Raw genomic sequence first — 15,788 nt, forward strand, 5'->3', positions numbered from 1 at the left:
GGACACGGACGACGGCAGGAAGGGCATGGACATGACGGTGGATTCCCAGACCTATCGGGACGCGATGGCGCGGCTGGGCGCGGCCGTGAACGTGGTGACGACCGGCACGCTGGACGATCCGGTGGGGTTCACCGCCTCCGCCGTCTGTTCCGTCACCGACGCGCCCCCCACCCTGCTGGTCTGCATGAACCGTTCGGCCCGTGCGCGTACCGCCTTCCACACCGGCGGGGCGATGTGCATCAACGTCCTTTCGGCCGGGCAGCGGGACATTTCCGGCACCTTCGCCGGGCCGATGGACATGTACGAACGCTTCACCGTCGGCCACTGGACGACGATGACGAGCGGCGCTCCGGCTCTGGAAGAGGCGATGGCGTCGTTCGACTGCCGGATCGACCGGATTGTCGAGGTCGGAACCCACAGCGTCATGTTCGGGGTGGTCGATGCCATCCGCCTGGGGGCGGCACTCGGCGGGCTGGTCTATTTCAACCGCACCTATCACGTCCTGCCCCACGGCGGCCACGACCTCTGACCGCCTGTCTGCCTATGCGCGCCGGTGACGGCCCGACGCGCGTTTACTGACGGACGCGGCTGCGCGCGTAGGCGGCCAGATAGGCCCCGGTACTCAGCACGCTGATCCAGAACGATGTCGGGCAGTCGGTCCACCAGGACAGTGCCAGCCCGCCCCAGCCCTCGGCCACCGCCAGCAGAACCGAAAGCACGATCCCCCAGCCCGGCGTGGCCGTCAGGCGCTGCGCCGTGGCGGCGGGCCCCACCATCAGGGCGAAGACCAGCAGCACGCCGGTGATCTGCACGCATTCCGCCGTCGCGACCGCGACGATGGCCAGGAAGATGGTGGAGACCGCGCGCATCGGCACGCCCCGCGCCTCGGCGGTTTCGGGCTGCAGGCTGGCGAACAGCAGCGGCCGTGACAGCACGGCCATCGCGGCGACGCACCCTGCCCCCAGCAGCGCCAGCCATCCCAGCATGGCCCGGTCCACCCCCAGCACGTTGCCGAACAGCAGCGCGGTGGCCCGCGTGGCCGATGTCGTCAGGAAATGCAGGAACAGCAGGCCGCACCCCAGCGTGCAGGACAGGACCAGCCCGATCGCGACGTCGCGCCCCTGCGTGGTGCCGCGCCCGCCCAGCCCCATCGCCACGCCGGCCGTCACCGTCAGGGTCATCAGCCCCCACAGCGGCGGCACCCCCAGCAGGATCGCCCCGGTGGCGCCGGCGAAGCCGACATGCGACAGCGCATGGCCGGCAAAGCTCTCGCCCCGCAGCACCATGAAATAGCCGACCAGCCCGGCGAGGACGGCGACGATCCCCGTGGCCGCGAAGGCGTGGCGCATGAATTCGAAGGCGAACATGGATGCTACCGCCCCGGCTCGAAGATCGAAAAGTCGCTGGCCTGCGCGTCCGCGCCGTCGGCGACGACGAAGATGCGCCCGCCCGCGCGGATCACCTCGACCGGCGTGCCGTACAGGGCGCTCAGGACCGGGCCGGTCACGACCTCGTCCACCGGCCCCAGCCGCGCCGCGCCGCGCCCGACATACAGCACCATGTCCATCACCCCCAGCAGCGGGTTCAGGTCGTGGGTGGAAAACAGTACCGCGATGCCCAGCCGGCGGCGGATGCGGTCCACCAGCGCCACCACGTCCCGCGCGCGATGGGGGTCCAGGCTGGCCAGCGGTTCGTCCAGCAGCAGCAGGCGGGGCCGCCCCAGCAGGGCCTGCGCCAGCAGCAGGCGCTGGCGCTCGCCGCCCGACAGATGGTCGATCGGCCGGCGGGCCAGGTGCGTCGCCCCGACCAGGTCCAGCACCCGGTCGATTTCCGCCGCATCGCGCCGGCGGTGGCGCCCCGGGCGCCAGTCGCAGGGCAGGCCCCAGCGCTCGCCATGCAGGGCGGCGGCGATGAAGCTGCGGCCGTCCAGGCGCGGGGCTGGCCGGGCCTGGAATTGCGGCATGTAGCCGATATCGTGGTTGCCCCGCCCCACCGGGCGGCCGAAAACCGAAATCCGCCCGTCCGGCACCGGCACGATGCCCAGGATCGCCCGCATCAGGCTGCTCTTGCCCGCCCCGTTCGGTCCCAGCACGCCCACGAACGCCCCTGCCGGCACCGTCAGGCTGGCATCGGACAGGATGGTGCGCTCCCCGATGCGCAACGTGGCGCGGTCGAACCGGACCGGCGGCGCGTCGCCGGGGCTGGCGATTCCGCTCATGCCGGCTTCCGGGCCAGGGCTTGCCCCAGGCGGTCCAGCACGTCGGCGATCCAGTCCTGGTAGCGCATGCCCGGCGGCAGGCTCTCGCCCACGCGCAGGACCGGAATGCCCGCATCGCGGGCCAGTTGGTCCAGCCGGTCGGTCGCCGGCCCCGCCGTCTGGTCGTTCAGGATCAGCACGCGCACCCGCCGTGCCGTCAGGTCGTCCTCGACCCGCGCGACGTCCGACGGCGCGGGATCGGTGCCGTTCATCACGGCGTGCTGGAAGGATTCGTCGCGCATCGCCAGGCCCGTGACGCGCGCCATCAGGCCGAAGATCGGCTCCGACGCCGCGACCGGCGTGCCGCCATACCGGCCCCGCATGCCGTCGATCCGTGCCTGCAACGGCGCCAGCGTGTCTAGGAACTGGTGCAGCCGCGCCTGCAGCGCCGTGCGATGGTCGGGCAGGATGTCGCCGCATGCGGCGGCGAAGGCGGTGGCGAAGGTCCGCACGTCGGACAGGTCATACCAGAAATGCGTATTGTCGCCGTCCCGCCATCCGGCCAGCCCCGCCACCGTCAGCAGCACGGGACGCGCGCCGTTCGCGGCGGGGCCGGCACCGTCCGTCAGCCGGTCGATCCACCCGTCATACCCCCCGCCATTGGCGATCACGATCTGTGCCGCCCCGACCCGCCGCCCGTCGGACGGGCTGGCCTCGAACAGATGCGGGTCGGTGGCCGGGTTGTTCAGGATCGTGGTCACGGCCACGTCCGGGCCGCCGACCTGCCGCGCGATGTCGCCCCACACCGCCTCCGCCGCCACCACCGCGATCGGCCCCGCCGCGCGCGCGGGCCCGCAGGCCCCCGCCAGCGCCCACGACAGCAGGACGGCCAGGGTGGCGACGCGGAGCATGGCGGAAAATCCGGAACGGAAAAGGGAGGGGGGACAAGCTGGCACGGGACAGACTATGTTATAATGTAACAAATATCGAGCCTTCATATAGCGTGCTTTCCGGCGTATGGAAACCGGGCAGGGGACACAGCATGAAGGGGGCGCGTCGCGAGCCGGCATGACAGGACTTAGCTTCGCCGACAGGACCGAGACCTGGCTGGATAACGCCGAACGGCTGTGCGCGGCGCGTGGGTCCCGGCTGACCGACTTGCGGCGGCAGGTGCTGGGCCTGGTCCTGGATGCCGGCCGGCCGGTCGGGGCCTACGACCTGCTGGACGGGTTGCGCACCGACAAGAAGAGCGCGGCCCCCCCCACCGTCTATCGCGCGCTGGATTTCCTGCTGGAACAGGGGCTGATCCACAAGATCGAACGCCTGTCCGCCTTCGTGGGCTGCACCCATGCGCTGGATGGAACCCGGGCCTGCGGCGACCATCCGCATGCGGCGCAATTCCTGATCTGTACCGGCTGCGGCCAGGTGACCGAACTGGACGATCACGGCATCCTGCACGCGCTGGTCGACGCCACGCGCACCATCGGCTTCACGGTGCGGCATTCGACCGTCGAGGCCGAAGGGCTGTGCGCCGCCTGCAGGGACGCGGCGTAGGGCGGTTTCCCGTTGCCATGGATGACGTTACAATCGAGGGCATGGTGAAGAACGGTTACAGGGTCCGGCCGACCGGGCTGAGGGCCCGCGATACGGGGCGCATGATCTTCCGGATCGACGACGCGCGGGGCCGTCCGGTGGCGCGGATCGCGGCATCGGACGCCATGCGCGCGCTGGCCCTGTTCTGGCGCCGGCGCGGCGGCCAGACCCTGGCGGACATCCTGCCGCGCCCCGGGCCGCATCACAGCCTGGGCGCCACGCTGCGACGGAGCATCGACATGGCGCGCATCCGCGCGGGCACCGGCGAATTGCCGCTGCCCGCCATCGAGACACCCGAAGCGCGCCGCAAGCCGCCCCGCGCCCGCGCCGTGCCAGCCGCCCCGCGCGCGGCGGCCGAGATCGGCCAGGACGACCTGTTCACCCGGCCTCCTGCCGCCATCCCCGAACCCGTTGCGCCGGAACCGGTTGCCCCGGCCCCGCCCCGGCGCCGGGCCGAGCATCTGGACGCCGAGTCCGTCCAACTGGCGCGCGTGCATTATCGCGGGCTGCAATCCTCGGACCCGGCCGACAGCTATCTCTACCATATCGCAACCGGGCGGGACGCCGAGGCGATGCTGCGCGACGGCCTGGCGCCCAGTCGCCGCAACCCGCTGCTGCTGACGGAACGCGGCGGCGTGCCGTACTGGCTGGCCGTCCTGGCCGACGACGCCGACATGGTCGGGGACGAGGCCGCGGATATCGCCGTCCTGCGCATGAAGCGCTTCATGATCGACGACCTGATCGAGGACGATCCGGACTCGACCCGCAGCTCGGGCAGCCCGTGCTATTTCCTGACCGGCAACGTGTAACCCAGACCAAGGATACTCCCATGGAATCAGCCATCGCCGAGATCGAGCGCGGCGGGCGCGTGGAATCGCGCCATGCCGGCACTGCCGTGGTGGTGGACGCGGCCGGCAAGGTGGTGTTTTCGCTGGGCGATATCGACCGCCCGACCTATCCGCGTTCGGCCGTCAAGGCGTTCCTGGCCCTGCCGCTGGTCGAAAGCGGCGCCGCCGGCCGGCTGGGGCTGGAGGACGAGGAACTGGCCCTGGCCTGTGCCTCGCATACCGGCGAGGCCGCGCATGTCGCCGTCGCGGCGCGGATGCTGGCGCGCACCGGGCATGACGCCGCCTGCCTGGAATGCGGCACGCACTGGCCGGTCGATGCCGATGCCGCCCATGCGCTGGCCCGCGCGGGCGGCGCGCCCTCGGCCCTGCATAACAATTGCTCGGGCAAGCATGCCGGCTTCGTCTGCCTGGCCTGCGACCAGGACCAGAAGCTGGGCGGTTACATTCATCCCGACCACCCGGTGATGCGCGAGGTCACGGCGGCGCTGGCCGACGTGACGGGGGCCGCGCACGGCCCGGACAACATGGGCATCGACGGCTGTTCGATCCCGACCTACGCCATTCCGCTGCGCGCGCTGGCGCACGGCTTCGCCCGGTTCGGCACCGGGCACGGGCTGGGCCCAGAACGGGCACGGGCGGCGGCACGCCTGCGCGCCGCCGTGGCCGCGGCGCCCTTCATGGTCGGCGGCACCGGTCGCTTCGACAGTGTGCTGATGCAGGAAATGGGCCCCGCCGTGTTCAGCAAGATGGGGGCCGAGGGCATCATGGCCGCCAGCCTGCCGGACCAGGGGCTGGGCATCGCGGTGAAATGCCATGACGGCGCCCCCCGCGCGGCCGAGGTCGCGATGGCCGCCCTGCTGATGCGCTTCCTCGGGCCCGACGCCCGCGACAATCCGGTGCTGCGGGGCCTGGCGCAGCATGACCTGCGCAACTGGAACGGCATCACGGTCGGACGGGTCCGCGCCGCCGGCCCGATGCATCCGGACCATCGTCCCTGAACGGATCAGGACACCCCGAACGTCCCCGCATACAACGCCAGGACACCCGCGACATCCACGTCCACCGCCACGGCCCGCGCCGGAAACGCGTCCCACGCGGCGGTGGGGGGGCAGGGAAAACCGTCGGGCTTCTGAATGGTCTGGCCGTCCGCCAGTCCCCCGCAGACCACCCGGACCGGTCCGTGGCGCAGGGTGAACAGGTGCGGCGCCATGGCATGGATCACCGCCAGGCTGTCATGCGCGAAGATCCCCGCCAGCCCGCGCGAACGCTCATGGAACGCCTGGTAGAAGCGTGACACCCCACGCAGGAAGGCACCGTCCGCCCCGCCCTGCGCGCCCAGCCGGTCCAGGTAGGCCGCGTCCATCACCACCTGCTGCGTCACGTCCAGCCCCAGGATCGACACCGGCCAGGGCGCGGTCATGACCTGATCCGCGGCTTCGGGGTCGGACAGGATATTGGCCTCTGCCACCGGGGACATGTTGCCGGTATGGCCGTGCATGCCGAACGCCCCGCCCATCAGGCTGACGCCGGCCACCAGTCCGGCAATGGCGGGGTCATGCCGCAGTGCCAGCGCCAGGTTGGTCAGCGGCCCGACCGCGATCAGCGTGACCTGGTGGGGGTGGGCGCGCACCAGGTCGACGATGACCTGCCAGGCGGGGCGGGGATCGGCGGTACGGTCCAGCGGGTCGGGCAGGGTCAGGTCGCCCAGCCCGCCCGCGCCATGCACATGCGGCGCGCCCCGGCCCGCGTCCCGGCAGAGCGGCGCCTCCGCCCCGCGTGCCACCGGCACGGACAGCCCCATCCAGCCGGCCAGCCACAGCGCGTTGCGGGTGACGGTATCGACGTCCAGGTTGCCGTGCACCGTGGTGATGGCCAGCAGTTCGAATTCCGGCCGGCGGGTCAGGAACCGCAGCGCCATGGCGTCGTCCACGCCGGGGTCGGTGTCGAAGATGACCTTCATGGTGGTGGCCTTAACCCGCCCGCCACCCATCCTGTTCCAGCGCCACCCCCGCCAGATACAGGCTGCCGCAGATCACCACCCGCGCCGGCTCGCCCGTCAGCCGTCCCAGCGCCGCGCGCAGGGTGGGGCCGGGCGTGGCCCGCCCGGACGACGCGGCGATGATGGCCTCGACCGGCAGGGCCAGATGCTGGCCCGCCTCGGCCACCGCCTGCACGCTGGCGGCATGGGGCAGCATGGGGGAGAGGAAGCCGGCGGCGTCCTTGGTCTGCTTCATGCCGACCACCAGATGCACCGGCCGGTCGGACCAGCCGGCCAGCACGTCCGCCAGGGCCTGCCCGGCGCCGGGATTGTGCCCGCCATCCAGCCATAATTCCCACTCCGGCGGCAGCAGACCGGCCAGCGCCCCGCCCAGGCGCTGCATGCGCGCCGGCCACACGGTATGGGCAATCCCGGCCCACGCCGAATCGGGCACCTCCAGCCCGCTGGCACGCAGCGCCGCCACGGCCAGCCCGGCATTGTCGATCTGGTGCGCCCCCGGCAGGCCGGGCAGCGGCAGGTCCAGGGCGCCCCGCGCGTCGGTATAGCGCAGGCCGCCCGGCGTGGCGGCAATGTCCCAGTCCTCGCCCCGGACCCGCAGGGGCGCGCCGCATTGCGCGGCCTGCGCCCGCAGGACCGCCATCGCGGCCTCCGCCTGGCGGCCGGTTACGACAGGTACGCCGGGCTTCATGATCCCGGCCTTCTCGGCGGCGATGGCGGCCAGGCTGTCGCCCAGAAAGGCCTCGTGATCCATGGAAATCGACGTGATCGCGCAGGCGGCGGGCTTTTCCAGCACGTTGGTGGCATCGAAGCGGCCGCCCAGCCCGACCTCGATGATCGCCAGGCGCGCGGGATGGCGGGCGAACAGCAGGAAGCCGGCGGCGGTCAGGACCTCGAACACCGTGATCGGCGCTCCGTCATTGACGCGCTCGATCTCCTCCAGCACCGCGACTAGCGCGTCGGTGGACACGATGTGGCCGGCCACGCGGAAGCGCTCGGTGACGTCCACCAGGTGCGGCGAGGTCATGACGTGAACCGGCCAGCCCGCCTGTTCGCCGATGGCGCGCAGGGTGGCGCAGGTGCTGCCCTTGCCGTTGGTGCCGGCGACATGGATCACCGGCGGCAGGTGGCGTTCCGGGTGGCCCAGCCGCGCCAGCAGCGCCTGCAGCCGTCCCAGCGACAGATCGATCAGGGCGGGGTACAGCCGGTTCAGCCGCTCCAGCACCGCGCCGGCGCGCCCGACGAATTCCGGCCCCAGCGAGGTGGCGGGCATCGGCGCGGATCAGGCCGCCGGCCGAACCGGCGCGGCCCCGCCCAGCGCGGCTCCCGGGGCGTTGACATGCCGATGGTTCATCAGGCCGATCAGCCGCCCCAGCATCTCCGGCAGGGCGGGGCGCTTGACCACCATGTCGATCATGCCGTGATCCAGCAGATATTCCGCACGCTGGAAGCCCTCGGGCAGTTTCTCGCGCACCGTGTCCTCGATCACCCGCTGGCCGGCGAAACCGATCAGGGCGTTGGGCTCGCTGATCTGGACGTCGCCCAGCATGGCGAACGAAGCGGTGACGCCGCCGGTGGTGGGGTTGGTCAGCACGACGATATAGGGCAGGCCGGCATCCCGCAGCATCTGCACCGCCACCGTGGTGCGCGGCATCTGCATCAGGCTGACCATGCCTTCCTGCATGCGCGCGCCGCCCGATGCGGTGAACACGACCAGCGGCGCCTTCTGCAGGATCGCCAGCCGCGCCGCGGCCAGGAAGGCCTCGCCCAGCGCCGCGCCCATCGTGCCGGCGATGAATTCGAACGCCATCACCGCCACCACGGCGTCGTGCCCGCCGATCCTGCCGTGCGCCACGGCCATGGATTCATCCAGTTGCGACTTGGACCGTTCGTCCTTCAGCCGCTCGGTGTAGCGCTTGCGGTCGCGGAACGACAGCGGATCGACGGGGACCTTGGGCAGTTCGATGCGCGTGAACGTCCCCTCGTCGAACGTCCAGCCGAAGCGCTCGGCCACCGACGCCCGCATGTGATGGCCGCAATGCGGGCAGACATTCATCGCCTTCTGCAGGTCCTTGACCAGGATCATCTGGCTGCAGGATTCGCAGTTGGTCCACAGATTGTCCGGCACTTCGCGCTTGAGCAGACCGCGGATCTTGGGGCGGACGTACTCGGTCAGCCAGCTCATTCCATCTCTCCATGACGCAGGGCGCATGACGGCCCCGGAAACCTGCCTCCTTACAAGCTGGTGCCGGGAAATGCCAGAACCAGCTTGTACGGGGGCTTTCGGTTCAGGTGCGGGCGTTTCGTACCGCCCGCCCCAGGGCTTCGAGCTGCGCGAGCACGCGCTTCAGCGTGTCCGGTCCGGCGCGGCCCTCGGCGTCCAGCGAGTCCTCCAGCGTGGCGATCAGCGCCGACGCCACCACGGCCGCGTCGGCGACGCGTACGGCGGCCGCCGCCTGTTCGGGCGTGCGGATGCCGAAGCCGATGGCCACCGGCAGGTCGGTCGCGGCCCGCAGGCGCGGCAGCGCCTGGGCCAGTTCGTCGGCGCTGGCGGTGCGCGTGCCAGTCACCCCGGTGATGCTGACGTAGTAGATGAAGCCCGAGGCATGGCGGCAGACCAGCGGCAGGCGCGTATCGTCGGTGGTGGGCGCCACCAGCCGGATGATGTCCAGCCCGTGGTCCGCCGCCGGGCCTTCCAGCAGGTCGGCCTCCTCGGGCGGCAGGTCGACGACGATCAGCCCGTCCACCCCAGCCCGGGCGGCATCGGCGCAGAAGCGCGCGGGCCCATAGGCCTCGATCGGGTTCAGGTAGCCCATCAGCACGATCGGCGTGTCGGCATCGCCCTCGCGGAAGCGGGTGACCATCTCCAGCACGCGCGCCATGGTGGCGCCGGCCGCCAGCCCGCGCCGGGCGGCGGCCTGGATGGTGGGGCCGTCGGCGCTGGGGTCGCTGAAGGGCACGCCGATCTCGATCAGGTCGGCCCCGGCCCCGGGCATGGCACGCAGCAGCGCCAGCGAGGTCTCGTAATCCGGATCGCAGGCCTGCAGGTAGGGAATCAGGGCGCCACGGTCCTGCGCCTTCAGGGCCGCGAAACGGCGGGCGATGCGGCTCACAATGTCACTCCCAGATGTGCTGCGACGGTGAAGATGTCCTTGTCACCCCGGCCGGAGACGTTCAGGACGACCAGGGTCTCCGGGTCCAGGGTGGGCGCGATCTTCGCCACATGCGCCAGCCCGTGCGCGCATTCCAGGGCCGGGATGATGCCTTCGGTCCGGGTGCAGAGCTGGAAGGCCGCCAGGGCCTCGTCATCCGTGGCGCCCACATATTCGGCCCGGCCGATATCGTTCAGCCAGGAATGTTCCGGGCCGATGCCGGGATAATCCAGCCCGGCGCTGATCGAATGGGCCTCGTCGATCTGGCCGTCCGCGTCCTGCAGCAGATAGGTGCGGTTGCCGTGCAGCACGCCCGGCCGCCCGCGCAGGATCGAGGCCGCCGTCTCGCCGCTGTCCAGCCCCCGCCCGGCGGCCTCGACGCCGATCAGGCGCACCGAAGGATCGTCCAGGAACGGGTGGAAGATGCCCATGGCGTTCGAACCGCCGCCGATGGCCGCGACGATGATATCCGGCAGCCGTCCCTCGGCCTCCTGCATCTGCACCTTCGTCTCCTCGCCGATCACCGACTGGAAATCGCGGACCATCTGCGGATAGGGGTGCGGGCCGGCCACCGTGCCGACCAGGAAATAGGTGTCGCGGACATTGGTCACCCAGTCGCGCATCGCCTCGTTCATCGCGTCCTTCAGCGTGCCGGCACCCGACGTCACGGGCACGACCTCGGCGCCCAGCAGGCGCATGCGGAACACGTTGGGCTTCTGCCGCTCGACGTCGGTGGCGCCCATGTAGATCACGCATTTCAGGCCGAACAGCGCGCAGACCGTGGCGGTGGCGACGCCGTGCTGGCCCGCCCCGGTTTCGGCGACGATGCGGGTGCGGCCCATGCGGCGCGCCAGCAGGATCTGCCCCATGACGTTGTTGAGCTTGTGCGAACCGGTATGGTTCAGCTCCTCGCGCTTCATGTAGATCTTCGCCCCGCCCAGTTCCCGGGTCAGGCGGCGGGCGAACCACAGCGGGCTGGGGCGGCCCACGTAATCCTTCAGGTAGTAATCCAGCTCGCGGCGGAAGGCCGGATCGGCCTTGGCCTGCGCGTAGGCGGCATCCAGCTCCAGCACCAGCGGCATCAGGGTCTCGGCCACGAACTGGCCGCCGAAGATGCCGAACCGGCCGCGCAGGTCCGGGCCGGCGCGCAGGCTGTTGGCCCCGGGCGGCAGGAATCTGTCTGTTGCGCTCACGTCAGTTCTCCAGAACCCTTGGATGCAGGATGTCGGGTGTTCTGGACCGCATGGCGCAAAATTACCAGACTCCTCTTGCCCCGCGCCTGCGGGCGCGGCCGGATTTGACAGGCCGCACAACCCACCCGATACGGAATGCACGCTGCAGCCTCTTAAGGATGACGGACAGCATGTTTCTCGCCCACCGGCCCGGCAAGCCGGCCCAGACCGTCACCGGCGATGCCGATATTGCCGGCGCTCCCTGGCTGGACCTTGTGGACCCCACGCCCGCCGAGCAGGCCCTGGCCGCGAAGCTGACCGCCCAGCGCATCCCGACCCGCGAGGACCTGGAGGAAATCGAAAGTTCCTCGCGCCTGTTCATGGAAGACGACGCCGTCTATCTCTCCACCCCGCTGGTCCGGCGCATGCAGGACGATTTCTTCATCTCGCCGGTGGGCTTCGTGCTGAAGCGCAACCGGCTGCTGACGGTGCGGTTCACGGCATTTTCCGCATTCGACGTGGTCGCGAAGCAGATCGCCGGCCGCACCGACGCCCTCAGCGGGGACGAAGTGTCGGTCCTGCTGATGGAGGCGGTGGTGGACCGCCTGGCCGATATCCTGGAACATCTGGGCCAGGCGCTGGATACCCTCTCGCGCGAGGTGTTCCAGTCCGACCAGCCGCGCCGCGCCGTGCAGGCCGACCGGACGCTGCGTTCGCTGCTGCAGCGGGTGGGGCGCTCGGGGGACCTGGCCTCGTCCGTGCGGGACAGCCTGCTGGGCATGGAGCGGATCGCGATCTTCGTCAGCGAGAACAAGAAGCACGACCTGTCGGAACGGCTGCGCGGGCGGCTGGCCACGGTGGCGCGCGATATCGGGTCACTGAACGATTTCGTGTCCCAGACCTCGAACAAGGTGCAGTTCCTGCTGGACGCCACGCTGGGCTTCATCAGTATCGAACAGAATAACGGCATGAAGATCCTGACCGTCGTCAGCTTCATCGGCGTGGCGCCGACCCTGGTCGCGGGGATCTACGGCATGAATTTCCACGATATTCCCGAACTGAACTGGCGGTACGGCTACTGGTATTCGCTGGCGCTGATGGCCGCGACGATCGTGCTGCCGCTGCTGTGGTTCTGGCACCGGGGCTGGCTGAACAGGGGACGATGACGGGACGGCCTTGACCTTTTCCGGCGGCATCCCTATCGTAACGCGCACCGCTGACGGGCCTCGTCCGTCACGCGCCCCCTCCGTGCTGGAACGATGTTGGCCGGTTTCCGGTTTGCCCGGTCTGAATGGCACCCGGTCTTTCGGCAAGCGCCTCATGCGCCAAGTGCCTGGTCAACCTGTTCCCTCCCCCATGTGACCTGCCCATTCAAGGCATCGTGAATGCATCTCGCCGAACTCAAGGCCAAAACCCCCGCGGACCTTCTGGCGTACGCCGAAAGCCTGCAGATCGAGAACGCGTCGTCCCTGCGCAAGCAGGACATGATGTTCGCCATCCTCAAGACCCTCGCCGACAATGATCAGGCGATCCATGGCGAGGGAACGCTGGAAATCCTGCCCGACGGGTTCGGCTTCCTGCGCTCGCCCGAGGCCAATTACCTGCCCGGGCCGGACGATATCTATATCTCGCCCAGCCAGGTGCGGCGCTTCGGCCTGCGCACCGGCGACACGGTCGAGGGCCAGATCCGCGCCCCGCGCGACGGCGAGCGCTATTTCGCGCTGCTGAAGGTCAACACGATCAATTTCGAGCCGCCCGAGGCCGTCCGTCACCGGATCAATTTCGACAACCTGACGCCCCTCTACCCCGAGCGCCGGCTGAAGATGGAAGTCGAGGCCAACGCCGTGGGCGGCGAGCCCGAGAAGGTCGAGAAGGGCAAGGGCGCCAAGTCCCAGCCCAAGGATTTCACCCCCCGCGTGATCGACCTGGTCTCGCCGATCGGCATGGGGCAGCGCGCGCTGATCGTCGCCCCGCCGCGCACCGGCAAGACCGTGATGCTGCAGAGCATCGCCTCGTCGATTTCCGCCAACCACCCCGAAGTCTTCCTGATCGTCCTGCTGATCGACGAGCGCCCGGAAGAAGTCACCGACATGGCCCGCTCCGTCCGGGGCGAGGTCGTGTCCTCGACCTTCGACGAGCCGGCGACCCGCCACGTCCAGGTGACGGAAATGGTGCTGGAGAAGGCCAAGCGGCTGGTCGAGCACAAGCGCGACGTCGTCATCCTGCTGGATTCCATCACCCGCCTGGCCCGCGCCTACAACACCGTGGTGCCGTCATCGGGCAAGGTGCTGACCGGCGGCGTGGATGCCAATGCCCTGCAGCGCCCCAAGCGCTTCTTCGGCGCCGCGCGCAATATCGAGGAAGGCGGATCGCTGACCATCATCGCCACCGCGCTGATCGATACCGGCAGCCGCATGGACGAGGTGATTTTCGAGGAATTCAAGGGCACCGGCAACTCGGAACTCATCCTCGACCGCAAGCTGGCCGACAAGCGCACCTTCCCGGCGATCGACATCACCAAGAGCGGCACCCGCAAGGAAGAATTGCTGGTCGAACGCTCCGAACTGTCGAAGATGTGGGTCCTGCGCCGCATCCTGGCGCCGATGGGCACGATGGACGCGATGGACTTTCTGCTGGACAAGCTGAAATACAGCAAGACCAACCGGGATTTCTTCGACGCGATGAATACCTGACAGAAGGGAGCGTGATCGGGCGGAAACGCCTGGTCACGTTCTTTTTTGAAAAAAAGAACCAAAAAACTTCTGATCTATTCAGAAATTTTGTGCCGAGTACATACGGCGGACCAAACGAATAAAAGTCTTTTTGCTTCTTTTTCTTCAGAAAAAGAAGACTCTTACTTCCTTACAAACGTCCAATACAAAGGCTGCCGCCCCGCAAGCAGCGCCTTGGCCTCATAGCGCGTCGGCGGCCACCCTTCGGGCCGGACGGTGGCGGGCGGTGCGGTGGCGAACAGATCCTGCGCGCCCATCACCTCGCTCACCCAGGTCTGATAGGTCGGGTCGTCGCTGGCAACACGCCAGATGGCGCCGGGCTTCAACACGCGGGCGACCAGCGCGATCGTCGCGGGATGGACGAAGCGGCGCTTGGCATGCCGGGCCTTGGGCCACGGGTCGGGAAACATCAGGAACATCCGGTCGATCGACCGTTCGGGCAGGGCGCGCAGCAGGATGCGCGCATCCTCGTCCCATATCCGCAGCAGGTCGGGCACCGGGGCGGTACCCTCCTGCCCGTCGGGCACCAGGCGCGACAGCAGCGAGCACAGCCCGTTTTCGAAGACTTCGCTGGCGATATAACCCACGTCGGGATGGGCCGCGTGCTGGGCCAGCGAATGCTCGCCACCGCCGAACCCGACCTCCAGCCAGATTTCGGACGGCACGCGGCCGAAACCGCGTGCCGGGTCATCCAGAACCGACGGGTCCAGCCGCAGTCGCGGCAGCGTCAGGTCCAGCAGGCGCTGCTGGCGCGGGCGCAGCGGATGGCCGCGCTGACGGCCATACAGCCGGTCAGGCGAAGCCTTGACCCCCGATACCGTACCGTCAGGTGCCTGCGGGACCGTCATACGACCTTGGCTGCCGCGATCAGCGGTTGAACGCGCCGCGCAGCGCGTCCACCAGGTCGGTCTTCTCCCACGTGAAATTGTCGCGGGCTTCATCCGGCGTGCGGCCGAAATGGCCATAGGCCGAGGTCTCGGTATAGATCGGACGGTTCAGGCGCAGATGCTGGCGGATGCCGCGCGGCGTCAGGTTCATGACTTCGCGCAGGACGCTGCCCAGCTTCGCCTCGTCCACGTCCTTGCCGGTGCCGTCCAGGTCCACATAGACCGACAGCGGATGCGACACGCCGATGGCGTAGGAGATCTGCAGCGTACAGCGATCGGCCAGGCCGGCCGCAACCACGTTCTTGGCTAGGTAGCGGCAGGCATAGGCCGCCGAACGGTCGACCTTGGTCGGGTCCTTGCCCGAGAATGCGCCGCCGCCATGCGGGGCCGCGCCGCCGTAGGTGTCGACGATGATCTTGCGCCCGGTCAGACCGCAATCGCCGTCCGGACCGCCGATGACGAACACGCCGGTCGGGTTGGCGTAGAATTCGTCTTCCGGGCACATCCAGCCTTCGGGCAGCACGTCCTGCACCACGTCGCGCAGGGCCTCGCGGATCGCGGCCTGGCTGGCGCCCTCGTCGTGCTGGGTGGAAATGACGACCGAGGTCGCGCCGACCGGGCGGCCGTCGACATAGCGCAGCGTGACCTGGCTCTTGGCGTCGGGCTGCAGCATGGCCACGCGCGCGTCGCCCGCTTTGCGCAGGTCGCGGATGCGATGCAGGATGCCGTGGGCATAGAACAGCGGCGCGGGCATCAGCGTTTCGGTCTCGCGCGTCGCGAAGCCGAACATGATGCCCTGGTCGCCCGCACCCTCGTCCTTCTCGCCGGCGCTGTCGACGCCGACGGCGATATCGGCGGACTGCGCGTGCAGGTAGGATTCGATCTGGGCGTTCTTCCACGAGAAGCCGGCCTGGTCATAGCCGATGTCGCGGATCGCGGCGCGCGCGCCCTCGATCAGCGCCTCGGGGGTGACGGAGGACGGGCCGCGAACTTCGCCCGCCAGGACCACGCGGTTCGTCGTCACCAGTGTTTCGCAGGCGACGCGGGATTCACCATCGGCCGCCAGGTAGGCGTCCAGGACCGTATCGCTGATCCGGTCGGCAACCTTGTCGGGGTGGCCTTCGGATACCGATTCCGACGTGAACAGAAAATCGCCTTTGTTACGCATGATGGTCCTGTCTATCTCGAACGAAGGAAAGGGTGACGCCGCC

Annotated in this window: 16 protein-coding genes; 6 read left to right on the forward strand and 10 right to left on the reverse strand. The window is 69.4% G+C overall.

The genetic code is table 11. From position 1 onward, the window contains the following. Positions 1 to 31: 31 nt before the first annotated feature. Complete coding sequence (locus GDIA_RS09860; RefSeq protein ID WP_041249709.1) at positions 32 to 529, forward strand: flavin reductase; 498 nt, start codon at positions 32 to 34, stop codon at positions 527 to 529. Positions 530 to 572: 43 nt separating this feature from the next. Here GDIA_RS09860 and GDIA_RS09865 read toward each other — a convergent pair whose 3' ends face one another. Genes GDIA_RS09865 through GDIA_RS09875 form a run of 3 tightly spaced genes read right to left on the reverse strand, consistent with a single transcriptional unit; the run spans position 573 to position 3,108 of the window. Continuing rightward, complete coding sequence (locus tag GDIA_RS09865) at positions 573 to 1,367, reverse strand: metal ABC transporter permease (RefSeq protein ID WP_012224401.1); 795 nt, start codon at positions 1,365 to 1,367, stop codon at positions 573 to 575. A 5-nt stretch (positions 1,368 to 1,372) separates the two neighbouring features. After that, a complete protein-coding gene (locus GDIA_RS09870; protein ID WP_012224402.1) occupies positions 1,373 to 2,218 on the reverse strand; it encodes a metal ABC transporter ATP-binding protein in 846 nt (281 codons plus the stop codon). Next, entirely contained in the window at positions 2,215 to 3,108 is an 894-nt protein-coding gene (locus GDIA_RS09875) for a metal ABC transporter solute-binding protein, Zn/Mn family (RefSeq protein WP_012554055.1), read from the reverse strand. The genes GDIA_RS09870 and GDIA_RS09875 overlap by 4 nt, the downstream gene beginning before the upstream one ends. Before the next feature lie 157 nt (positions 3,109 to 3,265). Here GDIA_RS09875 and GDIA_RS09880 point away from each other — a divergent pair, with 157 nt between their 5' ends. The 3 genes from GDIA_RS09880 to GDIA_RS09890 are packed head-to-tail and all read left to right on the forward strand — an operon-like array spanning position 3,266 to position 5,636. Next, positions 3,266 to 3,751, forward strand: coding sequence for a transcriptional repressor (locus GDIA_RS09880; RefSeq protein WP_012554056.1), 486 nt, complete (start codon positions 3,266 to 3,268; stop codon positions 3,749 to 3,751). Positions 3,752 to 3,768: 17 nt separating this feature from the next. Continuing rightward, positions 3,769 to 4,599: a hypothetical protein gene (locus GDIA_RS09885; RefSeq protein ID WP_012224406.1), complete on the forward strand. Its 831-nt coding sequence runs from the start codon at positions 3,769 to 3,771 to the stop codon at positions 4,597 to 4,599. Positions 4,600 to 4,619: 20 nt separating this feature from the next. Continuing rightward, on the forward strand, positions 4,620 to 5,636 hold the full coding sequence (locus tag GDIA_RS09890) for an asparaginase (protein WP_012554058.1): 1,017 nt from the start codon (positions 4,620 to 4,622) through the stop codon (positions 5,634 to 5,636). A 5-nt stretch (positions 5,637 to 5,641) separates the two neighbouring features. Here the strand turns inward: GDIA_RS09890 and GDIA_RS09895 are convergent, their stop codons facing one another. From GDIA_RS09895 to trpB, 5 genes are all read right to left on the reverse strand, one after another. Continuing rightward, a complete protein-coding gene (locus tag GDIA_RS09895) occupies positions 5,642 to 6,598 on the reverse strand; it encodes a nucleoside hydrolase (RefSeq protein WP_043458863.1) in 957 nt (318 codons plus the stop codon). 10 nt (positions 6,599 to 6,608) lie between these two features. Continuing rightward, positions 6,609 to 7,907 carry a bifunctional folylpolyglutamate synthase/dihydrofolate synthase gene (locus GDIA_RS09900; protein ID WP_012554060.1) on the reverse strand — a complete coding sequence of 433 codons (1,299 nt, stop codon included), beginning with the start codon at positions 7,905 to 7,907 and terminating at the stop codon, positions 6,609 to 6,611. Between the two features lie 9 nt (positions 7,908 to 7,916). Continuing rightward, positions 7,917 to 8,819: an acetyl-CoA carboxylase, carboxyltransferase subunit beta gene (gene accD, locus GDIA_RS09905; protein ID WP_012554061.1), complete on the reverse strand. Its 903-nt coding sequence runs from the start codon at positions 8,817 to 8,819 to the stop codon at positions 7,917 to 7,919. Positions 8,820 to 8,922: 103 nt separating this feature from the next. After that, complete coding sequence (gene trpA / locus GDIA_RS09910) at positions 8,923 to 9,747, reverse strand: tryptophan synthase subunit alpha (protein WP_012224417.1); 825 nt, start codon at positions 9,745 to 9,747, stop codon at positions 8,923 to 8,925. Beyond that, positions 9,744 to 10,979, reverse strand: coding sequence for a tryptophan synthase subunit beta (gene trpB / locus GDIA_RS09915; protein WP_012224419.1), 1,236 nt, complete (start codon positions 10,977 to 10,979; stop codon positions 9,744 to 9,746). The genes trpA and trpB overlap by 4 nt, the downstream gene beginning before the upstream one ends. A 170-nt stretch (positions 10,980 to 11,149) precedes the next feature. On the opposite strand from trpB, the gene GDIA_RS09920 reads away from it, so the two are divergent. Both GDIA_RS09920 and rho read left to right on the forward strand, forming a co-directional pair. Next, entirely contained in the window at positions 11,150 to 12,124 is a 975-nt protein-coding gene (locus tag GDIA_RS09920) for a magnesium transporter CorA family protein (protein WP_012554062.1), read from the forward strand. A 219-nt stretch (positions 12,125 to 12,343) separates the two neighbouring features. Continuing rightward, positions 12,344 to 13,651 carry a transcription termination factor Rho gene (gene rho, locus GDIA_RS09925; RefSeq protein WP_012224423.1) on the forward strand — a complete coding sequence of 436 codons (1,308 nt, stop codon included), beginning with the start codon at positions 12,344 to 12,346 and terminating at the stop codon, positions 13,649 to 13,651. Positions 13,652 to 13,812: 161 nt separating this feature from the next. Here the strand turns inward: rho and trmB are convergent, their stop codons facing one another. Then, positions 13,813 to 14,538 (reverse strand): tRNA (guanine(46)-N(7))-methyltransferase TrmB, encoded by a 726-nt coding sequence (trmB, locus tag GDIA_RS09930; protein ID WP_012224425.1) that lies wholly within the window; start codon positions 14,536 to 14,538, stop codon positions 13,813 to 13,815. Positions 14,539 to 14,557: 19 nt separating this feature from the next. Next, complete coding sequence (gene metK / locus GDIA_RS09935; protein WP_012224427.1) at positions 14,558 to 15,745, reverse strand: methionine adenosyltransferase; 1,188 nt, start codon at positions 15,743 to 15,745, stop codon at positions 14,558 to 14,560. Between the last annotated feature and the right edge of the window lie 43 nt (positions 15,746 to 15,788).

The organism is Gluconacetobacter diazotrophicus PA1 5, from assembly GCF_000021325.1.
GTDB lineage: Bacteria > Pseudomonadota > Alphaproteobacteria > Acetobacterales > Acetobacteraceae > Gluconacetobacter > Gluconacetobacter diazotrophicus.